The 25,658-nt window shown below is 63.6% G+C and carries 19 protein-coding genes; 10 read left to right on the top strand and 9 right to left on the bottom strand.

Features of this window, described 5'->3' with window-relative positions; translation table 11 throughout:
* Positions 1-132: 132 nt before the first annotated feature.
* The 5 genes from LF63_RS15780 to LF63_RS06750 all read right to left on the bottom strand — a co-directional run bounded on the left by LF63_RS15780 (position 133) and on the right by LF63_RS06750 (position 6,612).
* On the bottom strand, positions 133-474 hold the full coding sequence (locus tag LF63_RS15780) for a hypothetical protein (protein ID WP_152569265.1): 342 nt from the start codon (positions 472-474) through the stop codon (positions 133-135).
* A 125-nt stretch (positions 475-599) separates the two neighbouring features.
* Positions 600-1,298, bottom strand: coding sequence for a hypothetical protein (locus tag LF63_RS15775; RefSeq protein ID WP_152569264.1), 699 nt, complete (start codon positions 1,296-1,298; stop codon positions 600-602).
* A gap of 202 nt (positions 1,299-1,500) precedes the next feature.
* Complete coding sequence (locus LF63_RS15770; protein WP_152569263.1) at positions 1,501-2,112, bottom strand: hypothetical protein; 612 nt, start codon at positions 2,110-2,112, stop codon at positions 1,501-1,503.
* Positions 2,113-2,124: 12 nt separating this feature from the next.
* A complete protein-coding gene (locus tag LF63_RS15765; protein WP_152569262.1) occupies positions 2,125-3,075 on the bottom strand; it encodes a hypothetical protein in 951 nt (316 codons plus the stop codon).
* A gap of 63 nt (positions 3,076-3,138) precedes the next feature.
* Entirely contained in the window at positions 3,139-6,612 is a 3,474-nt protein-coding gene (locus LF63_RS06750) for a methylmalonyl-CoA mutase family protein (protein ID WP_043100539.1), read from the bottom strand.
* A 538-nt stretch (positions 6,613-7,150) separates the two neighbouring features.
* On the opposite strand from LF63_RS06750, the gene LF63_RS06745 reads away from it, so the two are divergent.
* From LF63_RS06745 to LF63_RS06735, 3 genes are all read left to right on the top strand, one after another.
* Positions 7,151-7,957, top strand: a complete 807-nt coding sequence (locus tag LF63_RS06745) for a M48 family metallopeptidase (RefSeq protein ID WP_043100538.1) — start codon at positions 7,151-7,153, stop codon at positions 7,955-7,957.
* Positions 7,958-8,158: 201 nt separating this feature from the next.
* Positions 8,159-8,641 carry a YXWGXW repeat-containing protein gene (locus tag LF63_RS16110; protein ID WP_043100536.1) on the top strand — a complete coding sequence of 161 codons (483 nt, stop codon included), beginning with the start codon at positions 8,159-8,161 and terminating at the stop codon, positions 8,639-8,641.
* A 297-nt stretch (positions 8,642-8,938) separates the two neighbouring features.
* A complete protein-coding gene (locus tag LF63_RS06735; protein ID WP_043100534.1) occupies positions 8,939-10,042 on the top strand; it encodes a Glu/Leu/Phe/Val dehydrogenase dimerization domain-containing protein in 1,104 nt (367 codons plus the stop codon).
* Positions 10,043-10,182: 140 nt separating this feature from the next.
* Here LF63_RS06735 and LF63_RS06730 read toward each other — a convergent pair whose 3' ends face one another.
* Together LF63_RS06730 and LF63_RS06725 are read right to left on the bottom strand one after the other, a co-directional pair.
* On the bottom strand, positions 10,183-10,767 hold the full coding sequence (locus LF63_RS06730) for a hypothetical protein (protein WP_043100532.1): 585 nt from the start codon (positions 10,765-10,767) through the stop codon (positions 10,183-10,185).
* 22 nt (positions 10,768-10,789) lie between these two features.
* Positions 10,790-11,518, bottom strand: coding sequence for a hypothetical protein (locus tag LF63_RS06725; RefSeq protein ID WP_052394787.1), 729 nt, complete (start codon positions 11,516-11,518; stop codon positions 10,790-10,792).
* A 272-nt stretch (positions 11,519-11,790) separates the two neighbouring features.
* On the opposite strand from LF63_RS06725, the gene yccS reads away from it, so the two are divergent.
* Positions 11,791-13,947 carry a YccS family putative transporter gene (gene yccS / locus LF63_RS06720; protein WP_043100531.1) on the top strand — a complete coding sequence of 719 codons (2,157 nt, stop codon included), beginning with the start codon at positions 11,791-11,793 and terminating at the stop codon, positions 13,945-13,947.
* A 78-nt stretch (positions 13,948-14,025) separates the two neighbouring features.
* Complete coding sequence (locus LF63_RS06715) at positions 14,026-15,183, top strand: isovaleryl-CoA dehydrogenase (protein WP_043100530.1); 1,158 nt, start codon at positions 14,026-14,028, stop codon at positions 15,181-15,183.
* Positions 15,184-15,363: 180 nt separating this feature from the next.
* Here the strand turns inward: LF63_RS06715 and LF63_RS06710 are convergent, their stop codons facing one another.
* Positions 15,364-18,249, bottom strand: a complete 2,886-nt coding sequence (locus tag LF63_RS06710) for an autotransporter serine protease (protein WP_043100528.1) — start codon at positions 18,247-18,249, stop codon at positions 15,364-15,366.
* 252 nt (positions 18,250-18,501) lie between these two features.
* Between LF63_RS06710 and LF63_RS06705 the strand changes: the two genes are divergently transcribed.
* Positions 18,502-19,677, top strand: coding sequence for a thiolase family protein (locus LF63_RS06705; protein ID WP_043100527.1), 1,176 nt, complete (start codon positions 18,502-18,504; stop codon positions 19,675-19,677).
* 137 nt (positions 19,678-19,814) lie between these two features.
* The gene (locus LF63_RS06700; protein WP_043100526.1) at positions 19,815-20,201 is read left to right on the top strand and encodes a hypothetical protein; all 387 of its coding nucleotides are present in this window, start codon (positions 19,815-19,817) and stop codon (positions 20,199-20,201) included.
* A 187-nt stretch (positions 20,202-20,388) separates the two neighbouring features.
* On the opposite strand, the gene LF63_RS06695 is transcribed toward LF63_RS06700, so the two are convergent.
* A complete protein-coding gene (locus LF63_RS06695; RefSeq protein ID WP_043100525.1) occupies positions 20,389-20,646 on the bottom strand; it encodes a hypothetical protein in 258 nt (85 codons plus the stop codon).
* 178 nt (positions 20,647-20,824) lie between these two features.
* On the opposite strand from LF63_RS06695, the gene LF63_RS06690 reads away from it, so the two are divergent.
* Genes LF63_RS06690 through LF63_RS06680 form a run of 3 tightly spaced genes read left to right on the top strand, consistent with a single transcriptional unit; the run spans position 20,825 to position 25,620 of the window.
* Positions 20,825-22,432: a carboxyl transferase domain-containing protein gene (locus LF63_RS06690; protein WP_043100523.1), complete on the top strand. Its 1,608-nt coding sequence runs from the start codon at positions 20,825-20,827 to the stop codon at positions 22,430-22,432.
* 39 nt (positions 22,433-22,471) lie between these two features.
* On the top strand, positions 22,472-24,160 hold the full coding sequence (locus LF63_RS06685; protein WP_043100521.1) for an Hsp70 family protein: 1,689 nt from the start codon (positions 22,472-22,474) through the stop codon (positions 24,158-24,160).
* Positions 24,157-25,620: a J domain-containing protein gene (locus LF63_RS06680; RefSeq protein ID WP_043100519.1), complete on the top strand. Its 1,464-nt coding sequence runs from the start codon at positions 24,157-24,159 to the stop codon at positions 25,618-25,620. The genes LF63_RS06685 and LF63_RS06680 overlap by 4 nt, the downstream gene beginning before the upstream one ends.
* The last annotated feature ends 38 nt before the right edge of the window (positions 25,621-25,658 follow it).

Genomic DNA, 25,658 nt, shown 5'->3' with positions numbered 1-25,658 from the left:
AGAATCTCAAGGATTCTGCCAAAAGCATTTAAATACAACTTCTGCCACCCAGAACGCGCCAAACCCTTGAACGTCCGCGAAACACTCCTGCGCGCGAGAAGAATTAATTCCCTCCGCCCCCTATTGCCCCTCTTAAGGATCTACCACCTCACTAACTGTCCAGTAGCTAACGACACCGGCTATTGGACGCACTCTGGTCAGGCCATCAATCGTAACGTCCTCAACCATGACTTGATCGCCCGCATTCAAATTAGCGCAATCTCCAGATAGCATCGATTTTTCAACCAAAGACATTGCGGCATGCTTATCATGCTCTCCAAGTAGCTGAGTGATACGCTCGGATATTGCTCGTGTTCTGCAACCAAATGTCGATACTTTGATCTGGCTGACATGCGGTAATTCATCATCACTAGAATTAGCACATGCTGTAAGAGCACAGATGGATATCACGAGCATCATAATTAGTACTTTCACGCACTCCATTACCCCTGAGCCCTGTTCGCAGAAATTTCACCTAGAGAAAATTAGGAAAATGGGAACTAAGAAATGGTGTCGTGCGCGGTCTTCCAGAAATTGTCCCTGACACCTTTTTCCAAAATTTAAACCATTCTAATCTCTAACACGGTAGCGACTAACCATACAAACACCGCCGGGGCGATCCAAGCCAATAAAATCAAAGCCACAGAATAAATATTAGCAACAGATGCAATAGACAGCCCAAGAATAAGCTCAAAAAGCATGATTCCAAAAGCATTTCCATGCTCTCGAAGATGGCGATAAGATTCCACATATTCTTGCGTGGCAGGCTTTGAATTTGAACGAGTTACGGCCAACTTTCCATAAAAGTTGACCACAGGATCTAGTTTTTTCCAGAAAGCCTCACCTAGCATGCTTATTTGTATTGAAACAACAACCACAACACCCAGCAATGAGAGAGTTCGCCAGTCAAAAATCGTCATACCAAACGCGAAACGCATTATCAATATAGACACGACAGAAATTAAAAAAACCGCGAGACTTGCCCATGTGACCTTACCCCTCACATCGAGCAGCCCCCTGAGAGCGTGAAAACAAAAAAGCGGAGCACTAGCGATGTAACAAAATGCAAGCCCCAACCCTAAGTACATAACAAGACCATACCCCGTCAATGAAGACAGCGGCGTATTATCACCTTGCAGCACCGAATGCAGAATGTTGTCTTGATAACTATTCAAAACAACAAGTATGCCCGCACCAAAAATCGTGCCGACGAAATATCTAACAACATAATATTCCCACCACCTAGAGTCCTTTTTCACATTACCCCCAAGCCCAAGCCCTAAGACTGCCTAAACGCAATAAAGAGGAACAAGCGGAGAACTTATAGCTGACGAAGGGCACCAAACGACCATACCCCAAAATTGCCCCTGACACCATTTTTTCTAGCTGCACATCTAGACACAGAAGCACCCGTAGAAATTGTCCCTGACACCATTTTTCCCATTTTTTCGAACCGGCTTTTCAACCTTCGTCCGTTCCGTCACCTACCGGACCATCAATAACTTTAGGATCCGACCTGTGAGCCCTATCAACCATATAATACAGGCCATATACGGTTACAAAAAATATATTCCAAACAACAAATGCGTACATAAAAAGTATGGAAAAATGCAAGCACGAATTGATATGCATCAATCTAAATAGTGGCTCACATATTGATGCTATCAACCCCATCAAATACAAAGAAAAACTGGAAAATGCCAAATACCCAAATAGTGAGCATACAAACATTCGCCGTGTTACAACAACCCCCTCTTCTCTATCAATTTTTACCGAACCAAAGTATTTAAACCCAATAGGCTCTTGTTCAAGTGAGACACCGCGAACACCGAACACAGCTGCTAGTCCAGCCACGAAAAAGCCGGTAAGGATTTGCAATAACCCATTAATGGAGTGGACAAAACCATTATCCCCAAGTATTGCAACCCCCTTAGGCACAAAATAAAAAACAACGCAGGTTGCCAGTGAAAATATGGCAGGAAGCAAAATATCAATTGACAATTTATAATAATTGAAAAATTGATAGTATCTAAACGGCGAAACTACCTGTCTTAACACTCCATTTCTATTCATAGCTATTCAGCCTCAAGACGACTGAAGCGCATCGATCATTTTTTTCATGATCGAAGGTGAGACACCTGATTGATCATAATTTGCGTCAGCTTCAAGTTCGATTTTTTTCGTCTTAGTAACGAGATCCTCCAATGCATCCGAGCGCCGCGTCTGCATATCTACACTTACAAGCCTGCCATCAGTGTTCTCGTAAGAGGCTTTAACAAGCTCATATTCTTGATTATTGGCTTTTTTTCGGACACTATCCCAAATCGCATCAATTTTGTCACCAACTGCCGCACCTACCACAGCGACTTCGAGTCGCCTTTTCTTATCTTCTAGATAAATCGTTTCATCATTACCTTGTTTTGGTGGAAATGAATGAACAAGGGTGAAGCCTTTCAGAACGCCATTTGTCAGCTCATCCCTTATTGTCCCAACAACTTTTGGCTTGACCTCTATCGAACAGTGATAGCGTTCTTCTCGTCCCGACCTATCTTTGTAGCTTCCCCTCCCAAACTTTCGAGCCAAACTATTCAATATTGGCTCGATACGACTTGCCCCCAAACCCGTCGTTTCTTCCAATAAAGCGGGATACTTTTTCTTCTTTCCCTCTAATTTTGGCTTGAGCCTAATTACGAGATGGGCGGTAGACCGGTTGCCCTGAGTCGGGGTTTTTGGGTGCGGCTCGATATCACCATCTTCAAAATCTTCATACGCAACGTCAATTGCGTCTTTATCGATAAGACGAAAAAGTAAAACAGCGTACTTTTCATCGTCGGATAAAACCAAATCTACAAGACGCGCATGCTGCCTGGCTGTCGTTCTTGGAGTTCGCTGCAATGGCAATTTTTTTGAAATTGCGTCAATTACTTCATCTACTATCTTTTTTAATGAAATCTCGCTAACCAACGATGAAATAGGGCTTACACCTAAATTTACACTTACGAACCTTACCCATCTCTCCCTCTTTGCAGCGCGCATACCCCCTCCCTTACTTAGCTAGCTCAGCCATCACATCACTATCGCCACTCAGTGGAATGCAGATCACATATTCCGCCGATACTCCCCACCAACTTCATACAACGCATGAGAAATCTGCCCCAAGCTGTTGAACTTCACAGCCTCCATCAACTCCTCATACACATTCTTCCTCTCCCGCGCCGCCTTCTGCAACTTCGCGAGGCTATCCGCCTGTAGCGGATTCCGCGCTTCACCATACCGCTTCACATTGGCAATCTGCTGCGCTTTTTCGGCAGGCGTCGACCGAATCAACTCGATCTCGGTCGCCACCTCCCCCGCATGCTCCTTCGGCAGGAACGTATTCACCCCAATCAACGGCAACGAGCCATCATGCTTCTTGTGCTCGTAGTACATCGATTCTTCCTGAATCTTGCCACGCTGGTACATGGTGTCCATCGCCCCCAGCACGCCACCGCGCTCGCTGATGGCCTCGAACTCCTTGTAGACGGCTTCTTCGACGATGTCGGTCAGGGCGTCGACGATGAAACTGCCCTGCCACGGATTCTCGTTGAAGTTCAGCCCCAGCTCCTTGTTGATGATCATCTGGATCGCCACGGCGCGGCGCACGCTTTCCTCGGTCGGCGTGGTGATGGCTTCGTCGTAGGCGTTGGTATGCAGGCTGTTGCAGTTGTCGAACAGCGCGTACAGGGCCTGCAGCGTGGTGCGGATGTCGTTGAACTGGATTTCCTGCGCGTGCAGCGAACGGCCGGACGTCTGGATGTGGTACTTCAGCATCTGGCTGCGCTTGTTGGCGCCGTAGCGCTCGCGCATGGCGCGGGCCCAGATGCGGCGGGCGACGCGGCCGATGACGGTGTACTCCGGGTCCATGCCGTTGCTGAAGAAGAAGCTCAGGTTGGGCGCGAAGTCGTCGATGTTCATGCCTCGGGCGAGGTAGTACTCGACGATGGTGAAGCCGTTGGACAGCGTGAAGGCCAGCTGGCTGATCGGGTTCGCGCCGGCTTCGGCGATGTGGTAGCCGGAGATCGACACCGAGTAGAAGTTGCGCACGCCGTGGTCGACGAAGTACTGCTGGATGTCGCCCATCATGCGCAGGGCGAACTCGGTGCTGAAGATGCAGGTGTTCTGCGCCTGGTCTTCCTTGAGGATGTCGGCCTGCACGGTTCCGCGCACGACCTTGAGCGTGTCTTCTTTGATCTTCGCGTAGGTCTCGGCGTCGACGACTTCGTCGCCGGAGACGCCCAAGAGCCCCAGGCCCAGGCCATCGTTGCCGTCCGGGAGGTCACCCGAGTAGTGCGGACGGCCGTGCTCGGCGTAGATTTCCTCGACCTTGGTGCGCGCGGCCTCCCAGTGGCGGCTGTCTTCGCGCAGGTACTTCTCGACGTTCTGGTCGATGGCGGTGTTCATGAACATGGCCAGGATCATCGGCGCGGGGCCGTTGATGGTCATGGACACGGAGGTGGTGGGCGCGGACAGGTCGAAGCCGGAGTACAGCTTCTTCATGTCGTCCAGCGTGGCGATGGAGACGCCGGAGTTGCCGATCTTGCCGTAGATGTCCGGGCGCTCGGCCGGGTCTTCGCCGTACAGCGTGACCGAGTCGAAGGCGGTGGACAGGCGCGCGGCGGGCTGGCCGACCGACAGGTAGTGGAAGCGGCGGTTGGTCCGCTCGGGCGTGCCCTCGCCGGCGAACATGCGGATCGGGTCTTCGCCGGTGCGGCGGTACGGGTAGACGCCGCCGGTGTACGGGTAGGAACCGGGCAGGTTCTCGCGCATCAGGAATTTCAGGGTGTCGCCCCAGTCGCGGTAGGTCGGCGGCGCGACCTTCGGGATCTTCTGGTGGCTGAGCGATTCCTTGTAGTTCTCGACGCGGATGGTCTTGTCGCGGACCTTGTATTCGGTGACGTCCTCGGTGACCGATTTGTAGCGCTCCGGCCAGGCGCGCAGCAGGTCGACGGCCTCGCGGGACAGTTCCTTCAGCGCCTCGTTGTAGCGCTGGCGCAGGGTCAGCAGCGTGCGGTCGGCCTCGCCCTGCAGCGCGTCGGCGGCGTAGGCGTCGAACGGCTCGGGCAGCGCGTCGGCGTCGACTTCCTTCAGCGCCTCGTAGACGTTCTGCGCGGTGCTGGCGGCCTCGGCCTGCTGCTCGATGCCGCTGTTGATGCCGCGGCCCTGCTCGGCGATCTCGGCCAGATAGCGCACGCGCTGGCCCGGAATCAGCACGGTGGCGCGCGGTTCCTTGATGGTGGTGTCCAGCTCAGGCTGGAAGTTGCAGTGTTCGGAGCCGATGCCGGAGTCGCTGAGCTTCTCGCGCAGCAGACGGCACAGCTGGGTGAACATCCAAGTGACGCCCGGATCGTTGAACTGGCTGGCGATGGTCGGATAGACCGGCACCTGCTCGTCCGTGAGGTCGAACTTGGTGCGGTTGCGCTTCCACTGCTTGCGCACGTCGCGCAGCGCGTCCTCGGCGCCGCGGCGGTCGTACTTGTTGAGCACGATCAGCTCGGCGAAGTCGATCATGTCGATCTTCTCCAACTGGCTGGCCGCGCCGTAGTCGGACGTCATCACGTACATCGGGAAGTCGACCAGATCGACGATTTCCGAGTCGGACTGGCCGATGCCGGCGGTCTCGACGATGACCAGGTCGTAGGCCTGCGCCTTGAGGAAGGCGATGCAGTCGGTCAGCACCGTGTTGGTGGCCGCATGCGCGCGGCGCGTGGCCATGGAGCGCATGAACACGCGGTCCGAGCGCAGGCTGTTCATGCGGATGCGGTCGCCCAGCAGCGCGCCGCCGGAACGGCGACGGGTCGGGTCCACCGCCAGCACGGCGATGCGCATCTCCGGGAAGGCGTGCAGGAAGCGCAGCAGCAGTTCGTCGACCACGGACGACTTGCCGGCGCCGCCGGTGCCGGTCAGGCCCAGCACGGGCGTGTGCTGGCCGGCCATCTGCCATTCCTTGCGCAGCCGCGACAGCTCGCCCTCGGACAGCGCACCGTTTTCGATCGCGGACATCACCGCGCCGACGCCGATCTCGTGGCCGGTGTCCGGCTGCGCGGTCGGGGTGTCCTCGGCCTGGCGCTTGTCGCGCGCGGCCTTGGTGCGACGCATGACGTCCTCGATCATGGCCGTCAGGCCCAGGTGCATGCCGTCGTTGGGGTGGTAGATGCGTTCGACGCCGTACTCCTGCAGTTCGCGGATCTCTTCCGGCGTGATGGTGCCGCCGCCGCCGCCGAACACGCGGATGTGCGCGGCGCCGCGCTCTTTCAGCATGTCCACCATGTACTTGAAGTACTCGACGTGCCCGCCCTGGTAGGACGACAGCGCGATGGCGTCGGCGTCTTCCTGCAGCGCGGCGCGCACCACGTCCTCGACCGAGCGGTTGTGGCCCAGATGGATCACCTCCGCGCCCTGCGCCTGGATGATGCGGCGCATGATGTTGATGGCCGCGTCGTGGCCGTCGAACAGGCTGGCGGCGGTGACGAAGCGCAGCGGGGCGGCATCGGCCTGGGCGGCGCTCGCGGGGATCTGCTGGGCGGGCGTGCTCATGGAAACTCCAAAGTCGGAAAAATGCAGACCACCATTCTATCGCGGGCATGCGACGCAGACTTTTGTGCGACGCAGCATTCGCGATTGCCAGCGGGTGACCGGGCTGCGAGTCTTGCCTGGCTGCGGAGCGTCAGGGGGCTGCTTGTGCCGCGCGTCATGCGTGAATGTGCTTTTGGGGCTTTCGGGGTGCGGTTGCAGGCGCTGGGTCCCGGCTTGCGCCGGGATGACGACCGGAGGAATGCGGATTAGCCGGAACGCGCGATCCGAAGCGAAGTCGTCATGACGAAGAACCAAGCCCCGCGCGATCCGAAACGAAGCGGCCATGACGACGAACCAAGCCCCGCGCGATCCGAAGCGAAGCGGCCATGACGACGAACCGAGCCCCGCGCGATCCGAAGCGAAGCGGCCATGACGACGAACCGAGCCCCGCGCGATCCCAAGAGAACCGTCATCCCGGCGCAAGCCGGGACCCAGCGTCGGTCGAAAACGCATGCCATCCTGATGCACTATGGTGACCCGCCTCGGATGGAGCACGCACATGAAACGGCCCGCCCACCACCTGATCTGGATTGCTGTTGCGGTCATCTCCACGCTGACCGGCTGCGCGACCTCGCCGACCGGGCGCAAGCAGCTGATGGTCGTGTCGGACCAGCAGATGAGTCAGCTCGGCACGCAGGCCTTCCAGGAGATGGGCCGCAAGGGCAAGTTCGCCAACGCGCCACGTCAGCGCGCCTACGCGACCTGCGTGGCCAAGGCGTTGATCGCCGTACTGCCGCCGAAGTGGCGCAATCAGGACTGGCAGGTGCAGATCATCGACGAGGACAGCGCCAACGCCTTCGCCCTGCCCGGCGGGCGCATCGGCGTGAACAAGGGCATGTTCAAGATCGCCACCACGCAGGATCAGCTGGCGACCGTGCTCGGCCACGAGCTGGCGCACGTGGTGGCGCGGCACGGCGCGGAGCGCGTGTCGGACAACATGGCGGTCCAGGGCGCGGTACTGGCGGGCACGCTGTACGGCGCTTCGCGCGGCAACGACGCGGGACGGACCATGGCCGCGCTGGGTCTCGGCGCGGAAGTCGGCATCCTGCTGCCGTTCTCGCGCACGCAGGAATCGGAGGCCGACATCCTCGGCCAGCGCTACATGGCGCAGGCCGGCTTCGACCCGCGCGCGGCAGTGACGCTGTGGCAGAAGATGGGCCAGCAAGGCAGCAAGGTGCCGGCGTTCCTGTCCACCCATCCCGCGCCGAGCCAGCGCGCCGGCAAGCTGCAGCAGCAGGCGCAGCAACTGATGCCGGTGTATCAGCAGGCGCGCGCCAACGGGCATGCACCGAACTGCCGGATGTAGCGCCCTGCACCGCTCCGTCACGGATGCGCTGCGCGTCGGTTCGCGACGCGCGGCGGCAGGTTCGCGCTTCCGCGCTCTCCATGAATGCCGCTTCAGGTAGCTTGCGCGTGTCTGAACGGTCCGGCATGCAGCGTCAACGGCTGGCGCAACCGATCCGTTTTCGGGACTGCGGCTATCGACCGCCCTACGACGGAGCCCCTCATGAAAACATTCGGAAAACTCTCGCTGCTCACCGCCCTGGCCCTCGGTCTGGGCACGGTGGTCTCGATCCCGCAGGCGCAGGCCGGCACGCGGCTGTCGATCTCGGTCGGCATCGCTCCGCCGCCGATGCGTTACGAGCGCATGCCGCCGGCACGCGTCGGCTATTTCTGGGCGCCGGGCTACTGGCGCTGGAACAACGTGCGCTATGTGTGGATGCCGGGCAGCTGGCACCGCAACCGCGTGGGCTACGTGTACAGCCATCCGCGTTGGGTGCACCGCGACGGCCGCTGGGTATTCCAGCGTGCGGCCTGGAACCGCCATGTCGCATATCGCGCCTACAACCACGGCCGCTACGTGCAGCATCGCCGCGACCTGCGCCACGAGCGCCGTGTCGAGCATCGCGTCGAACGCCGGCATGATCGTCGTCACGACCGTCGCTACGATCGCCGCCACGACCGCCGCTACGACCGCGACGATCACTGAGTCGTCGACACGACGCGGCCCGACCGCCGCGAACCGGACGCCCGCCACCGCGCGGGCGTCTTTTTTTACCCCCGCACAAACGCGGCCGCATATGCCACAACCACGCCCCGACCGCAAACTGTCGCTGGCGACGACGAGGTACTACACTACGCGCCCATACGCCGGCCCCGCCCTGCAGCGCGGCCCATCAATGCACGTCAAATCAATCACCTAGCACCGAGAATTGACGCCCCTTCCCAGAGCTAACGCAGCCGTTCGCGGCGCTGCTTTGCCTGCTCACACGGAGTCTTGAGTCCGATGATTTTTGAAACAATCGCCAAAACCGGTCACGAGGAAGTCGTTTTCTGCCACAACAAGGATGTCGGGCTGAAAGCCATCATCGCCATCCACAACACGGTGCTGGGCCCGGCGCTGGGCGGCCTGCGCATGTGGCCGTACAAGACCGAGCAGGAAGCCGTGAACGACGTGCTGCGCCTGTCGCGCGGCATGACCTACAAGAACGCCGTGGCCGGCCTGAACCTGGGCGGCGGCAAGGCCGTCATCATCGGCGATCCGGCCGTCGACAAGTCCGAGGGCCTGTTCCGCGCCTTCGGCCGCTTCGTGAACTCGCTCAACGGCCGCTACATCACGGCCGAGGACGTCGGCATCGACGTCAACGACATGGAGTGGGTGTTCCGCGAGACCGAATTCGTGACCGGCGTGCATCAGGTGCACGGCGGTTCGGGCGATCCGTCGCCGTTCACCGCCTACGGCACGCTGCAGGGCGTGATGGCGTCGCTGAACTACAAGCACGGCAACGAGGACGTGGGCAAGTACAGCTTCGCCGTGCAGGGCTGCGGCCACGTCGGCAGCGAGTACATCAAGCTGCTGCGCGAACAGGGCGCCAAGGTGTTCGTCACCGACATCAACAAGGATGCGGTGCAGCGCTGCGTCGACGAGCTGGGCTGCGAGGCCGTGGGTCTGGACGAGATCTACGACGTCGACGCCGACGTCTACAGCCCGTGCGCGCTGGGCGGCACCGTCAACGAAGACACCATCGACCGCATCAAGGCGCCGATCATCTGCGGCGCGGCCAACAACCAGCTGGCCACCGACGAGATCGGCGACGAGCTGAAGAAGCGCGGCGTGGTGTACGCGCCGGACTACGCGGTCAACGCCGGTGGCGTGATGAACGTGTCGCTGGAGATCGACGGCTACAACCGCGAGCGCGCGATGCGCATGATGCGCACCGTGTATCACAACGTCAGCCGCATCTTCGAGATCGCCGAGCGCGATGACATCGCGACCTACAAGGCCGCCGACCGCATGGCCGAAGAGCGCATTGCCATCATCGGCAAGGTCAAGCTGCCGCTGATGGGCAACGGCGGTCCGCGCTTCCAGGGCCGCATGCGCGGTCAGTAAGCGACGGCATCACCAAGCCGCATCGAAAGGGGCGCCGCGAGGTGCCCCTTTTTCTTGATGCCGGGAACCTACGAAAGACTGCTTAGGCGCAACGCAACAAGCGCAGCATTCACTCAATACCCTAAACCGTCCCCTCTGCATCAATGACGCCACAGGGCACGATAGGTCTTGTTCCCGTCGAAATACGGCCCTTTGCTTTCGTCATCACGGAAACATAGGTGCTGCGTCCCATCCCGATCCTCGCATTGAGTGAACTCTGCTTTGGCGCGGGCGCTCATCTGTTCGGCCTGCGCACGCAGGTTAGCCACTTCTGCGCGCCGCGCCGCCAACTGATCCAACGACGGCACGAACACCCAGACACTCACGAGTACAGCCAGCCAAAGCGCGACCGATATCGCGCAGGCAAAAAGAAACCGCCCCCACCCAAGTCGCCGAAGCGCATGCCGATACGAATATGCGGCGAACTCCGCATCCTTCCGCGCCTGTTCCATCGCGCGGCGTGTCGGTTCAACGGAGGATTCGGCAACCTCGACGAATGTCTTTCGTAATGTCTGATCCCAATGACTCAGTTGCTTCGCATGCGCTTTGGAAAGACTCAGACAAAGAGCTTGCACCCGATGCATCTCGACCCGCATGGCATCCTGATCTTCTCGCGCAAGCTCCATCAGTCGACCTGCGATGTCATAGAGCTCTTGCAGGCGCGCTTCGTTTTCGGCTTCGGTCATGACGCCTCCTTGTTCAGAACGATCACCGTTCCAACCCGTGTCCTCGATCTCGCTTCATAGAATGTTCCCGGGACATGGATCTCGTCAGCTCACGCTGAAGTTTCTGATCCAATGCATGACTCCACTCCCGCGTCGTCATACGCAACGCGGACAAATCCTCAAGATAGGCATAAGCGAGACGACCCTCTGCATCGGACATCAGCAGCATCCCGCCGGACCCAATCGAACCCTCGCCCTGGAGACTACGCACAAGCTTCAGGTAGAAGGCCTCCTCCTCTCGCTGAGCAGCACGTACGGCAGGCTCCATGCGCGCACTTTCCGATACATCGGACGCGAATTTTTCGATGCAGCCGGCCATGGTCTGCGTAAGCGCATCATCGCTTGAAAAAGCGTCAAGGTAACTGGTGACTTTGATGGAAGCCGCATCCGGTTCCGTTTCGGAGAACTCGAGATACAAGTGCATGCGTCGTGACACGCGCTGCAATGCCGACTTGTCTTCGAGCGCCTTCGTCAACGTGACGTGCCTCACCGTCTCCTTGTTGAGGACAGCGCCCTTTCGCTTGAACTCGATGAGCCGACTCATCCCTGGGAACGTCATCAGGACGTCACCGAGAAGCGTGTCGGCCGGCGTTTGCTGAAGCAGATTTACTGCGCCTTGGTGTCCAACGCCATCGGCATGCTGACGCATGGCAAAACCAAGACCATAAAGAAAGTTTCCAATGATCACATTCTCGTAGATTTTGGGATGCATACAACGAGAAACCTCCGTGTGTAGGAGCGCTCCAACCCTCAGGGCGCGCGTTGCGAAAAAGACCGGTCACGAACAAACATCCAAGAACGCGAACTCCAGCCATGGTCTTGCCGTACTGGAAAAAATCACACCTACGCTCTGGCATGCGCGGCACAGACAAAGCGGTCCAGAATCGTCGACGTCCTTATGCACGACGTACGGACCGACCAAACTCGACACGCACGCATTGCGCTACGCTGCAGCCGATCCGCCGTACCGAGCCAATCCTATCCATGCTGCGCTTGCTATCCCACTTTAGAACCTCGGACCGCTTCGCCGATGCGTTGCGCGTGTTGCTGGCGATGCTCGGTGTGGCGCTGTACGGCGTGCTGGCGAAGCAGCCGCACGTGATGATCGGGCTGCTGCTGGGCGTGATCGCGGCGGCGCTGGCGGAAACCGAGGACGCCTGGCGGCGCAGGTTGCAGGCATTGATCGGCACACTGCTGTGCTTCCTGATCGCCGCGTTCGTGGTCGAGGCGCTGTTTGCCATGCCCTGGGCCTTTGCCGCGGCGCTGACGCTGGGCAGCTTTCTGCTGGTGATGCTGGGCGCGGCGAGTCCGCGCTACGCCACCATCGCCAGCGCCACGCTGCTGTTGGCGGTCTACACCATGATCGGCATGGATCAGCCCGGCGCGGCGCAGCTGCCGATCTGGCGCGAACCGCTGCTGCTGACCGCCGGCGCGGCCTGGTACGGCGTGCTGGCGACCGTGTGGAGCGCGTTGTTCGTACAGCATCCAGTACGCCAGTCGCTGGCGCGGCTGTACGACACGCTGGGCGCGTATCTGGACGCTAAGGCACAGCTGTTCGAGCCGATGCACGACCTGCCCGTCGCCGCCCTGCGCGCCGAACTGGCGCAGATCAACACGCGCGTGGTCGAGGCGCTCAACGACGCTCGCGGCACGCTGATCGACCGCCTCGATCGCCGTCGCCCGCATGCCGCGCTGGAACGTTCGCTGTCGCTGTATCTGGCCGCGCAGGATATCCACGAACGCGCCTCGTCCTCGCATTACCCCTACGAAGCGCTGGCCGAGGCGTTCTTCCACAGCGACGTGATGTTCCGCGGTCAGCGCCTGATGCGCGCGCTGGCGACGGCCTGCCGGGACCGCGCCAACGCCGAGCGCACCGGCAGCGCATTTCGCATGCCGCCGATGTTGCGCGGCATCGTGCACGACCTGCGCGCCTCCATCGACCGCCAGCGCCGTGCGCCCGAACCGCCCGCACCCGCCCTGCTGCAGGCGCTCGACCGCCTGGCCGACAACCTCGACCGCCTGCAGGAGCGCATCGCCTGCGCCGAGGCCGTCGAGGCCGAAACCGTGGACCGCAGCCTGCACGACCCCTCGCCGACCGGCCCCATCGAGGCGCTACGCCGCATCCGCGTGCAGATGACGCCCAGCTCGGCGCGCTTCCGTCACGCCCTGCGTCTGAGCCTGGCGATGCTGATCGGCTACCTGGTGCTGCGCGCCGTGCATCCCGAACAGGGCTACTGGATTCTGCTGACGGTGATGCTGGTGTGCCAACCCAGCCACGGCGCCACCCGCGTGCGCGTGCTGCAACGCGTCGGCGGCACGCTGATCGGTCTGCTGGTCGGCTGGGCGCTGCTGAAGCTGTTCCCCTCGCCGCATGCGCAACTGGTCGGCACGGTGGCGGCCAGCGTGCTGTTCTTCGTGACGCGCTTCCGTCGTTATCTGATCGCTTCGGCCGCAGTCACGGTGCTGGTGTTGCTGGCCTTCAACCAGGTCGGCAACGGCTTCGAGCTGATCGCGCCGCGACTGCTCGACACCGTGCTGGGCGGCGCGATCGCGGTGGCGGTGACGCTGCTGGTGCTGCCGGACTGGCGCGCGCGCGAACTGCAAGCGCTGTTCGCGGCGCTGCTGCGCGCGCAGGCGGCCTATCTGGAAGCCATCGCCGCGCAGTACGCCAGCGGCAAGCGCGACGATCTGCCGTATCGCCGCGCGCGACGCGACGCGCACAACGCCGACGCTGAACTCAGCGCGCATCTGACCCAGGCCCGCGACGACCCCGCCGGGCAGCACGCCGATGCCGATCTGGTCCTGCGAATGCTGGCCGCCAGCCAGACGTTGCTCGGCCATCTTTCCACGCTGGGCGCGCACCGGCATCGCCTGTCGGCCTCGGCCGACGCGGTCGCGCTGCAGGCGCAGGCCCGCGACCTCGCCACGCGCCTGCGCGCGCTGGCCGAACCGCAACGAGCGGACGCCAGGCCGGTCGCACACCACACCGCGGCCTGGGACGATGTCGATGTACCGCCCGGGGACGCCAGCCTGCAGCAGCGCGACGGTCGCCATTTGGTGATGGCGCAGTTGGGCCTTCTGTACCGGCAACTGCCTGTTCTGCAAGAACTTGCAACACAAACCCGGAACCCGTCGAGCTGAGTGCACCGACATGTCGCGGATGCTCCGACGGGGCTGCTGCGCTACCATGGGCGGCCCTATCCAAGGAGTCGGTCCGTTATGCGCCCTTTTTCCCTCGGTGACGATCTGGACATGCTGCGCGAGAGCGTGGCGGCCTTCGCGGAAAAGGAGATCGCCCCACGCGCGGACCGCATCGACCGCGAAAACGTGTTTCCCGAGGACCTGTGGCGCAAGCTCGGCGAGATGGGTCTGCTCGGCGTCACCGTCAGCGGCGAATACGGCGGTTCCGAGCTCGGCTACCTGGCACACCTGGTGGCGATGGAGGAAATCTCCCGCGCCTCGGGTTCGGTCGGCCTGTCCTACGGCGCGCACTCCAACCTGTGCGTCAACAACATCTTCCACAACGGCAGCAAGGCGCAGCTGGAGAAATACCTGCCCAAGCTGTGCTCGGGCGAATACGTCGGCGCGCTGGCGATGAGCGAACCCGGCGCGGGTTCCGACGTGGTCGGTTCGATGACCTGCCGCGCCGAGAAGAAGGGCGACGTGTGGGTCGCCAACGGCTCGAAGATGTGGATCACCAACGGTCCCGACGCCGACGTGCTGCTGGTCTACCTGCGCACCGCCGGCCGCGAGGCGGGCAGCCGCTGCATGACCGCCTTCATCGTCGAGAAAGGCATGCCGGGTTTCAGCACCGCGCAGAAGCTGGACAAGCTGGGCATGCGCGGCTCCAACACCTGCGAGCTGGTGTTCGAGAACTGCGAAATTCCCGAGGAGAACATCGTCGGCGAGATCAACGAAGGCGTGCGCGTGCTGATGAGCGGCCTGGACACCGAGCGCCTGGTGCTCTCGGGCGGCCCCATCGGCCTGATGCAGGCGGCGCTGGACATCACCCTGCCCTACGTGCGCGAGCGCAAGCAGTTCAACGCGCCCATCGGCACCTTCGGCATCATGCAGGCCAAGGTCGCCGACATGTACACCGCGCTGCAGTCCTCGCGCGCCTACGCCTACATGGTCGCGCAGCAGTTCGACGACAACGTGAAGTCGCGCATCGATCCGGCCTCGTGCCTGCTGAAGTGCTCGTCCGATGCGGTGCAGGTGGCGCTGGAGGCGATCCAGACGCTGGGCGGCAACGGCTACATCAACGAGTACCCGACCGGCCGCATCCTGCGCGATGCCAAGCTGTACGAGATCGGCGCCGGCACCAACGAAATTCGCCGCATGCTGATCGGCCGCGAGCTGTTCCACGGCAAGGCCTGAAAAGCAGGGAATCGGGATTGGGAAATCTTTAAAACACCGGCATGACGGCTGCCATTCCTGAGCGCACTTCCCAAACTCGTCATCCCGGCGACTGCATGGAACCACAGCGACAACCCTGCGCACATGAAAAGCCCGTGTTATGCAGCGCACGGGCTTTTCGAGTCACGGAAGCCGGCTAGGTCAGAACGCCAGGTTGAAGCGCGCCATCCACTGCCGTGCGCTCACGTGCTGGCCGACCTGGTAGTCGTAGCCGAGGTTCAGCGTCGTCTGCGGGTTGAGGTGCGCGTTCATGCCCACGCCGAACAAACCGCTGTAGCGCGACAGGCCGATGCCGACCAGCGGTCGCCAGTCCTGCACGCCGACGAAGCTCGCGTCGGTCACGTCGCCGCTGGACGCCAGGGTGCGCTGCCACTGCACGTGCGCGTTGAAGTCCACCGTCGGTCCGCTGGCGAAATCGACGCGATGCGCCGCGCGCAGGCCGACGCCGGCCTGCCAGCGGTCCGTGGTCTGCGCCGGCGACTGTAGGCCGAAACCGTAGGCGCCCTGTTCGGCGAAACGGTCGCGGCCGACCTGCGCATACTGCACGTCCACGTAGGGCGTCAGGCGGCTGCGGCCGCGGCTGAATTGCATGCCGCTCTCGCCGTAGGCGACGCGGTACTGGCCGTTGTAGAACGTCGACACCGGCATCCACGACGAACCCAGCAGCAGATCGCGGCGCACGTCCTGGCTGAAGTGGCCGAATCCGACACGGCCCTGCGTGTACCAGGCACCGCGCGTCCATCCCGCGTAGAACATGCCTTCGACGGTGCGGCTGCGGTCGCGGTCGGCGCGCGCCGTCAGGCGCTGGTCGCCCTGGCTCTGACCGAACGCGAAGCCGGCCACGCCGTGCTCGCCGAAGCGGCGGTCGCTGCCCACCAGCCAGCCGTCGAGCTGGAAGCCGACGCCATCGAAGCCGCTGCGCGCCATGGTTCCGCTGACGTCGAGCTGCCTGCTCCACACGCCGTAGCCGCCGTGCGCCAGCAGATCGTCGAAACGTTCGGACAGCGTGCGGCTGGAGGCGTCGATGGTCTGGAACGCCATCGCCGTGCTGACCGCATGCAGCTCGCCGGAAAGACTCTGCAGCGAGAGCTGCGCCGCCGACAGCGTCGGCGTGTGCTGGATCGCGCCGGCCGCCTGCACGAAGCCGCTGGCGACCGTGCCGCTGCCCGCAAAGCTGGCGTTGATCTGACTGAACGCCCCGTCCACGCGCTGCGCGCTGCCCATCACCGCCGGCTGCGCCGCGAAACCGGCCGAGGCCGCGGTGGTGGTGACGCTGAGACTGGTGGTGTCGACCCACACGTCGTTGACGTCGTACTGCACCGTGCTCGACAGGAACACGCCGCTGGCCAGGGTGAACGTGTCGAAGGTGCCGGTCACGCCGCCGGCGGCGGTCAGCAGATCCTGATGCGCGTTGCTGACGTAGCCCTGATCGGCGCCGACGATGTTCAGCTGACCGGCGAGCGTCGCGGTGCCGGTGACATCCAGGATGGAGCCGAGACTGAGCGAAAGCGTGCCGCTGGCGGTCTGGATGTAATTGCCGCCGACCGTGGCGTTGCCGCCGGCTACCAACACGAGTCCGGCGTTGCTGAGGTTACCAGCCACGCCGGACACGCCGACCGGTACCACGCTGGTGTCCGCGGCGTCGTACATGCCGGTCAGCGACGCGCCGTTGGCGACGCTGGCGTTGCCGGGCAGCACATGCGCCGACTGCAGCGTGCCGCCAAGCACCGAAGTGTCGCCCTGATAGGTATCGTTGCCGGCCAGCACCAGGGTGCCAGTGCCGCTCTTGCTCAAGCCGCCGGCGCCGACGATGTCGTTGGACCAGGTCGAGGTGCTGCCGTCGAAGTTCACCGAGACATCGCCCCAGGCGAAATTCGCCGGCCCCTTCACGGCCTTGCCCACGTCCAGCGCACCCCAGCCGAACACCGGATCGACGCCCGGCGCACCGAGGTCGGTGGCCGTGCCCAGCAGGGTTTGCCGCACCAGATCGTTGTCGAAGTACGGGAACGCCTGCCACACCACCGCGGCCGCGCCCGAGACTTCCGGCGCAGCGAATGACGTGCCTTCGACGATGTAGTACTTCAGCGGATTGGTGCTGGTCGTCGCCTGAGGATCGAGCACGATGACGTCACCCGGCGCGCTGATGCAGTAGTTCATCGCCTTGCCGCAGGCGTTCGAGTACGTGGCGAGCTGGGTCGAGTTGTTGCTGTCCAGCGCCGCCGCCGCAATCCAGCCGCGTTCGAGGTCAGGTCCCCAGTAGGGAATGGCTGCGGTGTCGCTGGGCTCGGGACTGCCGTGATCGCCGGCGCCGTTGTTGCCGGTGGCGAACACCACGATGCCGCCATGATCGACCACAAATGGCCGGTAGGCGGCGGCGAAGGCCTCGCCGACCTGCTGCGCGTGGGCCGGGTCCCAGTACAGTCCGCCCCAGGAGTTGTTCATCACCTGCACGCCGGCGTTGATGAGCGCCGGATTGAGGTAGGTCGCGAAGAAGTCCGCATCCGAGGCTTCGACGGCATTGCCCTGTCCGCTGCCGTCGTCCTTGGGCGGCGCGTCGCTGATGATGCGCGCGGACACCAGGTTCGCGTCGGGCGCGATGCCGCCGGGGAAGGAGGCATACGGACGCCCCGCCGCGATCTGCGATACCGCGGTGCCATGCCCGACGACATCGTCCTTGCTCAGATCGTTGGTGGTGCCATCCACGTAGATCAGCGAATCGATCACGCGGTTGAGCAGCGTGGGATGCTGCCGGTTGACGCCGGTGTCGACGATGCCGATGGTGACCCCTTGACCGGTGTACCCGGCCGCGTGCGCAGCGTAGGCGTTAGTCAGCGCCAGTTGGGCATCCAGGGGCGGCTGCGGCGAGGGAGCTGGAGCTGGAGCCGGCGCTGGAGAAGGCGCCGGAGCGGGCGAAGGCGCTGGCGCCTGCACGGGCGACGGGCGCACATTGCCGCCACCACCGCCACAACCGCCCAGACTCAAGGCGACGGCCACGGCCATCGCCCGACTGAGCGGGCGCACTCGCATCCTGTACCGCATCACGACCTCCCCACAAACCGCGTATCGCCGCGACATCTGCACCGGCTCCCGTCGCCAGTGTAAGCGCAGCCTTTGCGCATCAACAACATGAAGTCATGCCTTCGCGAGCAACCCCGAGCGCCGGCAGCGATGGCGTTCTCCAGCGCCGTCATTGCCGCTCACCCGGACGGGCCGTCATAATGCACGGCTACGCAGCCGTCTGGCTGCACCCTCATTTGAAGCAAACGCACGGAGCCTCTCATGTCCGACATCGTCATCGTGGGTGCCAAGCGCACCGCCATCGGCTCGTTCCTCGGCCAGTTCAGCGGCGTGCCGACGCCGACCCTGGGCGCGACCGCCATCGCCGCGGCCGTGGCGCAGTCCGGCGTCGCCGCACAGGATGTGTCCGAAGTGTTCATGGGCTGCGTGCTGCCGGCCAACCTGGGCCAGGCGCCCGCCCGCCAAGCGTCGATCGGCGCGGGCCTGCCGCTGTCGGCCGGCTGCACCACCGTCAACAAGGTGTGCGGCTCGGGCATGAAGGCGGTGATGCTGGGTCACGACCTGATCAAGGCCGGTTCGGCCTCGGTCGTCGTCGCTGGCGGCATGGAGTCGATGACCAACGCCCCGCACATGGTGCAGGCCCGCGCCGGCATTCGTTACGGCGACGGCAAGCTGGTCGACCACATGGCGTGGGACGGTCTGACCAACCCGTACGACGGCAAGGCCATGGGCGTGTTCGGCGAGAGCTGCGCGGACAAGTATCACTTCAGCCGCGAAGATCAGGACGCGTTCGCCATTGCCTCGGTCGAGCGCGCCCGCGCGGCGCAGGAAAGCCAGGCGTTCGACGCCGAGATCGTTCCGGTCACCGTCAAGGGTCGCAAGGGTGAAGTCAGCCACGACACCGACGAGCAGCCCGGCCGCAGCAGCATCGACAAGATTCCGACCCTGCGCCCGGCCTTCCGCAAGGAGAACGGCACCATCACCGCCGCCAGTGCGTCCAGCATTTCCGACGGCGCCGCCGCTCTGGTGCTGATGAGCGCGGACGAGGCCGGCAAGCGCGGCGCGACGCCGCTGGCGCGCATCGTCGCCCACGCCACCCATTCGCATGAGCCGGAATGGTTCACCACCGCACCGGTCGGCGCCATGCAGAAGGTGCTGGACAAGGCCGGTTGGAAGGTCGAGGACGTGGATCTGTTCGAGATCAACGAGGCCTTCGCCGTGGTCGCGATGGCCGCCATGAAGGAGCTGGGCATTCCGCACGACAAGGTCAACGTCAACGGTGGCGCCTGCGCGCTGGGTCACCCGATCGGCGCCAGCGGCGCACGCATCCTGGTCACCCTGCTCTATGCCATGAAGGCTCGCGGTCTGAAGCGCGGTATCGCCTCGCTGTGCATCGGCGGCGGCGAGGCCACGGCCGTCGCGATCGAGTGCGATTAAGAAACCCTGGAACCGGAGCACGATCTCCACAGGCCGTGGATATTTTCCGGTGGCGGCTTATATGGCGTCGTAGAAAAGAACGCGCTATTAATAGGCCGCCATTACGGCATTCCACGGCATCTCAAAGGAGAAGCTCAATGAAGTTCACGCGTATTCTCATCGCCTGCGCACTGCTCGTGCTGCTTGCCGCCTGCGGCAAGAGCACGTCGAACGACGCGCAGAACGCCCAGTCGGCGGCCGAACAGACCCAGCAGGCAGCGGATCAGGCGCAGCAGGCCGCAAGCACGGCGGCGGACAAGGCGCAGCAGGCGGCAGACACCGCCTCACAGGCCGCCAGCGCGGCTGCCGAGGCGGCGAGCGCTGCAGCCAAGGCGTCGTCTTCCGCGGCGGCGGCCTCGTCGTCGGCGCCGAGCATGGGCGACAAGATGGACGCCATGGCCAAGAAGGCGGGCGACAAGGTCGATTCCATGACCGAGAAGGCCAAGCAAGCGATCAAGAGCGATACCGGCGACTCCGGCAAGTAAACGCCGCTCCGGATAATCGCAAACCGGCCGCGTTAATCGCGGCCGGTTTTTTTATGCGTTCGGAAACCGTGTCCGTAACTGCAGCCGAAGCGCGCGCTACGTACACGCAAGTTTCATGAACGAATTCCATACTGCCTTGAGCCGGGATGCTCCACGGACCCATGGAACATGTTTGAATGATATGGCCTTACCCACCCACAGGATGGAGGACATCCATGAACGTTTCGCGTATCGCCCTTGCCGCCGCCATGATTGCCGCCCTCGGCGCCTGCAGCCACAAAAGCGACGACAGCGCCCAGCAGCCGGCGGCAGCTTCCACCGCAGCCATGACGCCGAGCAGCAACGCCGCCATGCAGCCGGCCACCCCGCCGGCCAGCATGTCCGCGCCGACGGAGCCCAGCTCGACGATGTCGGCGCAGGAACCGGCCAGCAGCAGCTCGGCCATGTCCGGCGACGACTCCGGCTCGGAAAACTGATTTTTTCGCACGTCTCCGCGCGCACGCTCTGAGCGTACGCGCCCATCGCGCCCGGATCGCCCAAGGCATTCGGGCGCGATGCGTTTTGGCCGTGGACGATCCGGCCCGTATCATGGGCGCTTCGCCGACGCAGCCAACGGACCTGCCATGCCCATTCTCGAATCCCGCATCGACCCGCGCTCGGACGACTTCCGCGACAACGCCGCGGCGCTCGGCGTCCTCGTCGACGACCTGAAACAGCAGCTGGATCGCGTCGCCCAGGGCGGCGGCGAGCGGGCGCGGCAAAAGCATCTCGACCGCGGCAAGCTGCTGGTGCGCGAGCGCATCCGCGCGCTGCTCGATCCGGGCGCACCGTTCCTGGAACTGTCCGCCTTCGCCGCGCACGGCATGTACGACGACGCAGCGCCCGCCGCCGGCGTGGTCACCGGCATCGGCCGCGTGCACGGTCAGGAAGTGGTGATCGTGGCCAACGACGCCACGGTCAAGGGCGGCACCTACTTCCCGATGACGGTGAAGAAGCACCTGCGCGCGCAGGAAGTGGCGCTGGAAAACCGCCTGCCCTGCATCTACCTGGTCGACTCGGGCGGCGCGTTCCTGCCGCTGCAGGACGAGGTGTTTCCGGACAAGGAGCACTTCGGCCGCATCTTCTACAACCAGGCGCGCATGTCCGGTCTGGGTATCCCGCAGATCGCCGTGGTGATGGGTTCGTGCACCGCCGGCGGCGCCTACGTGCCGGCGATGAGCGACGAGACCATCATCGTGCGCGAACAGGGCACCATCTTCCTCGGCGGCCCGCCGCTGGTGAAGGCCGCCACCGGCGAGGAAGTCGACGCCGAGGCGCTGGGCGGCGCCGACGTGCACACCGCGCAGTCGGGCGTGGCCGACCACTTCGCCGAGAACGACGCGCACGCGTTGTCCATCGCCCGCGACATCGTCGCCAGCCTCAACCGCACCAAGGCGATGCCGCTGGCCGTGCGCGCGCCGGTCGAGCCGAAGTTCGCCGCCGAGGAACTGTACGGCGTGATCCCGCAGGACACGCGCCGTCCGTTCGACATCCGCGAGGTGATCGCGCGCATCGTCGACGGCTCCGAGTTCCACGAGTTCAAGGCGCGCTACGGCAAGACCCTGGTGTGCGGCTTCGCGCACATCCATGGCTACCCGGTCGGCATCGTCGCCAACAACGGCATCCTGTTCGCCGAGAGCGCGCTCAAGGGCGCGCACTTCATCGAGCTGTGCAACCAGCGCAACGTGCCGCTGGTGTTCCTGCAGAACATCACCGGCTTCATGGTCGGCAAGAAGTACGAGAACGCCGGCATCGCCAAGGACGGGGCCAAGATGGTCACCGCCGTGGCCTGCTCGCACGTGCCCAAGTTCACCGTCATCATCGGCGGCAGTTTCGGCGCCGGCAACTACGCCATGTGCGGCCGCTCCTACGGCGCGCGCTTCCTGTGGACCTGGCCCAACGCGCGCATCAGCGTGATGGGCGGCGAACAGGCCGCCAGCGTGCTGGCGACGGTCAAGCGCGACGGCATCGAGGCGCGCGGCGGCGCGTGGAGCGCGGACGAGGAAGAGCAGTTCAAGGCGCCGATCCGCGAGCAGTACGAACGCCAGGGCCATCCCTATTACGCCAGCGCCCGCCTGTGGGACGACGGCGTGATCGACCCGGCCGATACGCGTCGCGTGCTGGGCCTGGCCATCTCCGCCTCGATGAACGCGCCGATCGAACCGCAACGCTACGGCGTTTTCCGCATGTAGCATCCACGCTTTGCACGCCACCGCACAGGGACCACAAGGATGATCGTCGGTATCGACCTCGGCACCACCAACTCGCTGATCGGCTGCTACGGCGAGTCGGGGCCGCGCCTTTTCGCCAATGCATTGGGCGAGTACCTCACGCCGTCCGCCGTCAGCGTCGACGAGGACGGACAGGTCATCGTCGGCCACGCGGCGCGCGACCGGCTGGTCAGCCATCCGGACAGCAGCGTGACCGGCTTCAAGCGCTGGATGGGTACGGCACGCGAGACCCGGCTCGGCGCGCGCAGCTTCCGTCCGGAGGAACTGTCCGCGCTGGTGTTGCGGGCGCTGCTGGCCGACGCCGACGCCGCGCTCGGCGAAAAAGTGACTCAGGCCGTGATCAGCGTGCCGGCGTATTTCTCCGACGCCCAGCGCCAGGCCACGCGCACGGCCGGCGAACTGGCCGGCATCCGCGTCGAACGCCTCATCAACGAACCGACCGCGGCCGCGCTGGCCTACGGGCTGCAGGAGAAACCCGACGGATCGCGCTTCCTGGTGTTCGATCTCGGCGGCGGCACCTTCGACGTGTCGATTCTGGAAATGTTCGAGGGCGTGGTCGAGGTGCATGCCAGCGCCGGCGACAACTTCCTCGGCGGCGACGATTTCCTCGACGCCCTGTTCCAGGCCTGCTGCACCGATCTGAAACTGGAGGCCAACGCCTTGTCGGCCGGACAGCGCGGCCAACTGCGGCGGAGGCTGGAACGGCTCAAGCGCGAACTCGGCCAGGGCGAGGCCTCGCTGCAGATGCAACTGGACGACCGCGCCCTGACGTGGTCCATCGACGCGCAACGCTTCGAGCGCCTGTGCGACCCGCTGGTGCAGCGCATGCGCGCGCCGCTGGAACGCGCGATGCGCGATGCCGAGCTGGGACCGGAGCAACTGCAGGACATCATTCTGGTCGGCGGCGCCAGCCGCATGCCGCTGGTGGCGCGACTGGTCTCACGCATGTTCGGCCGCCTGCCGCTGCGTCACGTCCATCCGGATCAGGCGGTGGCGCTCGGCGCGGGCGTGGCCGCCGGCATGAAGGCCCGCGACCGCCGTCTGGAAGAAGTGATCCTCACCGACATCTGTCCGTACACGCTGGGCACGGAAGTGGCCCGCCGCGACGAGCACGGCCACGTGCTGGACGGCTTCTTCGCGCCGATCATCCACCGCAACAGCACGGTGCCGGTCAGCCGCGAACAGAGCTTCCAGCCGATCCACGATCACCAGGAGAAGCTCAGCCTGGGCGTGTACCAGGGCGAAAGCCCGCTGGTCGCCAACAACGTCAAGCTCGGCCAGCTCGATCTCAAGCTCGACAAGCGCCTGGCCGCGGGCGAGAACAACGTGCTGGTGCGCTTCACCTACGACGTCAACGGCATTCTGCAGGTGGAAGCCACCATGCAGAGCACCGGCGAACGGCACGAACTGGTGCTGGAACAGAATCCGGGCGTGATGACGCCGGAAGAAGTGCGCGCGCGCCTGGAGGCGCTGACCGCGATCAAGATCCATCCCCGCAGCAAGCAGGAAAACCTCGCCCTGCTGGCGCGCGCCGAGCGGTTGTACGAGGAACACCTCGCCGCGCGCGAACAGCTGCAGCAGTGGATCATGCATTTCCGCGCCGCACTGGAAACCCAGGACGAGCAGCTGATCCGCGAACATCGCCGCGAACTCGACCAGGCGCTGCGCGCGCTGGAGCCGAACACGTGACGGTCTTCGAGTTGCTTGGTGTGACGCCCGATGCCGATGCGGCAACGATCAAGCGCGCCTATGCGAGCAAGCTGCGCGAGACGCGGCCGGACGACGATCCCGAAGGATTCCAGCGACTGCACGAGGCCTATCGCCTCGCCTTGCGACATCGTCAGTCGTCGGTCGAAACGGTCCCGACGCCGATGCAGCCCCCCGAGGCATCGCATGCGCCGACTCCGGCGCCGACCCAGAACGCGATCGCGCCTGCTGCCGTGTCGCCGTCCATCGACGCGGACGACGAGACGCCCATCGCACCGCCGGCGCCTCAGCCGCCGATGTTCGACCCGACCGCGCTCAGCCGGGAGGTCGTCGCCCACGCCTGCGACGACGATGCCGAGGCGTTCCGCCGCTGGTTGCAGCAATGCGAGGCCTTCTGGTCGCTACGCGTCAAACAGGCGGTCGGCGTCACGGCCATGCGCGCGCTGTACCGAAGCGAGCCGCCGATGCCGCAGGCAAACCAGGACGTGTTCCTGGAGTTCTTCGATCTGAACACGGCCCAGGCCGGTCACGACCCGCTGGCGCTGAGCCGGCTTCGCCAGCGCATGCAGATCGCCTGGGAGATGCAGCCCGAACATGCGCCGCAGCTGACCGACCGACTGTATCGCCAGAGCACGACCGCCAAGCGTCGCGAGAAGGTCTCCGCCATCGTGCATTCGGCCATCGAGTCGCTGCGGCGCCCGTTCCGGCGCTCGTCGCTGTTGCTGCAGGCGCTGCGCCCCTATCGCTGCTCGGCGATGCGCGACTTCATCCTCGGCACCAGCGGCGGCGATCCGGAAAACATGCCGACCGACATCGATCGTCGACCGCTGAAGTTCTGGCTCGACGCCGGCCACCGCTATCGCGTCAGTGCGGCACGTCTGCAGGTATTCGCCGCACGCAGCGTGCTGGCCATGACGATCGCGCTGCTGGTCTATGGTGTGGGCGTCCTGCTGAACCAGCCGGCCTTCGGCTTCGACCCTGCGGTCCGCCACGTCGGCAAACTGGTCGTCGTGTGCACGACGGTGCTGATCGCGCTGCCTTGGTTCTGGCTGGCCTGGCAGGGGCTCGATCAATGGCAGATCCAGCCGGAACCGCTGCCGGTACAGTGGCCCTGGCTATGCCTGATATTCATCCCGCTGCTGTCGATGGCGGGCGTGGCGCTCTCGCTGCTGGGCGTCGCCGCGTTTGGACTTCCATTGCTGGCGCTGGCCTGCATCCTGGCCTTGCGTCGCTTTCTGGTGCGCCGGCGCGGCGGACGGGCCATCTCGACGTACTGGATCCGTGTCGCCATCTGGATCATCGCCGTGAACTACGCGGCGCGTCTGGCCTCGTTGCATCTGCTGCCCATCCTCGCTCCGGCGGCGGCTCTGATCGCCTGCACGCTGTGGGGCGTCGATCTGTGGCAGCACCGCTATGCCCTGCGGGTGAGAAACGCCGCGTAGAACGACCAAACTAAGTTTGAACTAAGTCATGCGCCTTA

The sequence above is a fragment of the Oleiagrimonas soli genome (assembly GCF_000761445.1).
In the GTDB taxonomy this organism is placed as follows: domain Bacteria; phylum Pseudomonadota; class Gammaproteobacteria; order Xanthomonadales; family Rhodanobacteraceae; genus Oleiagrimonas; species Oleiagrimonas soli.
This window is presented reverse-complemented; position numbering and strand designations above follow the sequence as displayed.

Excerpts from the sequence above, each read along its gene's own strand:
- LF63_RS15770 (WP_152569263.1), bottom strand. The coding sequence starts at position 2,112 with ATGAATAGAAATGGAGTGTTAAGACAGGTAGTTTCGCCGTTTAGATAC.
- LF63_RS15765 (WP_152569262.1), bottom strand. The coding sequence starts at position 3,075 with ATGCGCGCTGCAAAGAGGGAGAGATGGGTAAGGTTCGTAAGTGTAAAT.
- LF63_RS06750 (WP_043100539.1), bottom strand. The coding sequence starts at position 6,612 with ATGAGCACGCCCGCCCAGCAGATCCCCGCGAGCGCCGCCCAGGCCGAT.
- LF63_RS06745 (WP_043100538.1), top strand. The coding sequence starts at position 7,151 with ATGAAACGGCCCGCCCACCACCTGATCTGGATTGCTGTTGCGGTCATC.
- LF63_RS16110 (WP_043100536.1), top strand. The coding sequence starts at position 8,159 with ATGAAAACATTCGGAAAACTCTCGCTGCTCACCGCCCTGGCCCTCGGT.
- LF63_RS06735 (WP_043100534.1), top strand. The coding sequence starts at position 8,939 with ATGATTTTTGAAACAATCGCCAAAACCGGTCACGAGGAAGTCGTTTTC.
- LF63_RS06730 (WP_043100532.1), bottom strand. The coding sequence starts at position 10,767 with ATGACCGAAGCCGAAAACGAAGCGCGCCTGCAAGAGCTCTATGACATC.
- LF63_RS06725 (WP_052394787.1), bottom strand. The coding sequence starts at position 11,518 with ATGCATCCCAAAATCTACGAGAATGTGATCATTGGAAACTTTCTTTAT.
- yccS (WP_043100531.1), top strand. The coding sequence starts at position 11,791 with ATGCTGCGCTTGCTATCCCACTTTAGAACCTCGGACCGCTTCGCCGAT.
- LF63_RS06715 (WP_043100530.1), top strand. The coding sequence starts at position 14,026 with ATGCGCCCTTTTTCCCTCGGTGACGATCTGGACATGCTGCGCGAGAGC.
- LF63_RS06710 (WP_043100528.1), bottom strand. The coding sequence starts at position 18,249 with ATGCGAGTGCGCCCGCTCAGTCGGGCGATGGCCGTGGCCGTCGCCTTG.
- LF63_RS06705 (WP_043100527.1), top strand. The coding sequence starts at position 18,502 with ATGTCCGACATCGTCATCGTGGGTGCCAAGCGCACCGCCATCGGCTCG.
- LF63_RS06700 (WP_043100526.1), top strand. The coding sequence starts at position 19,815 with ATGAAGTTCACGCGTATTCTCATCGCCTGCGCACTGCTCGTGCTGCTT.
- LF63_RS06695 (WP_043100525.1), bottom strand. The coding sequence starts at position 20,646 with ATGGCCGAGCTGCTGCTGGCCGGTTCCTGCGCCGACATCGTCGAGCTG.
- LF63_RS06690 (WP_043100523.1), top strand. The coding sequence starts at position 20,825 with ATGCCCATTCTCGAATCCCGCATCGACCCGCGCTCGGACGACTTCCGC.
- LF63_RS06685 (WP_043100521.1), top strand. The coding sequence starts at position 22,472 with ATGATCGTCGGTATCGACCTCGGCACCACCAACTCGCTGATCGGCTGC.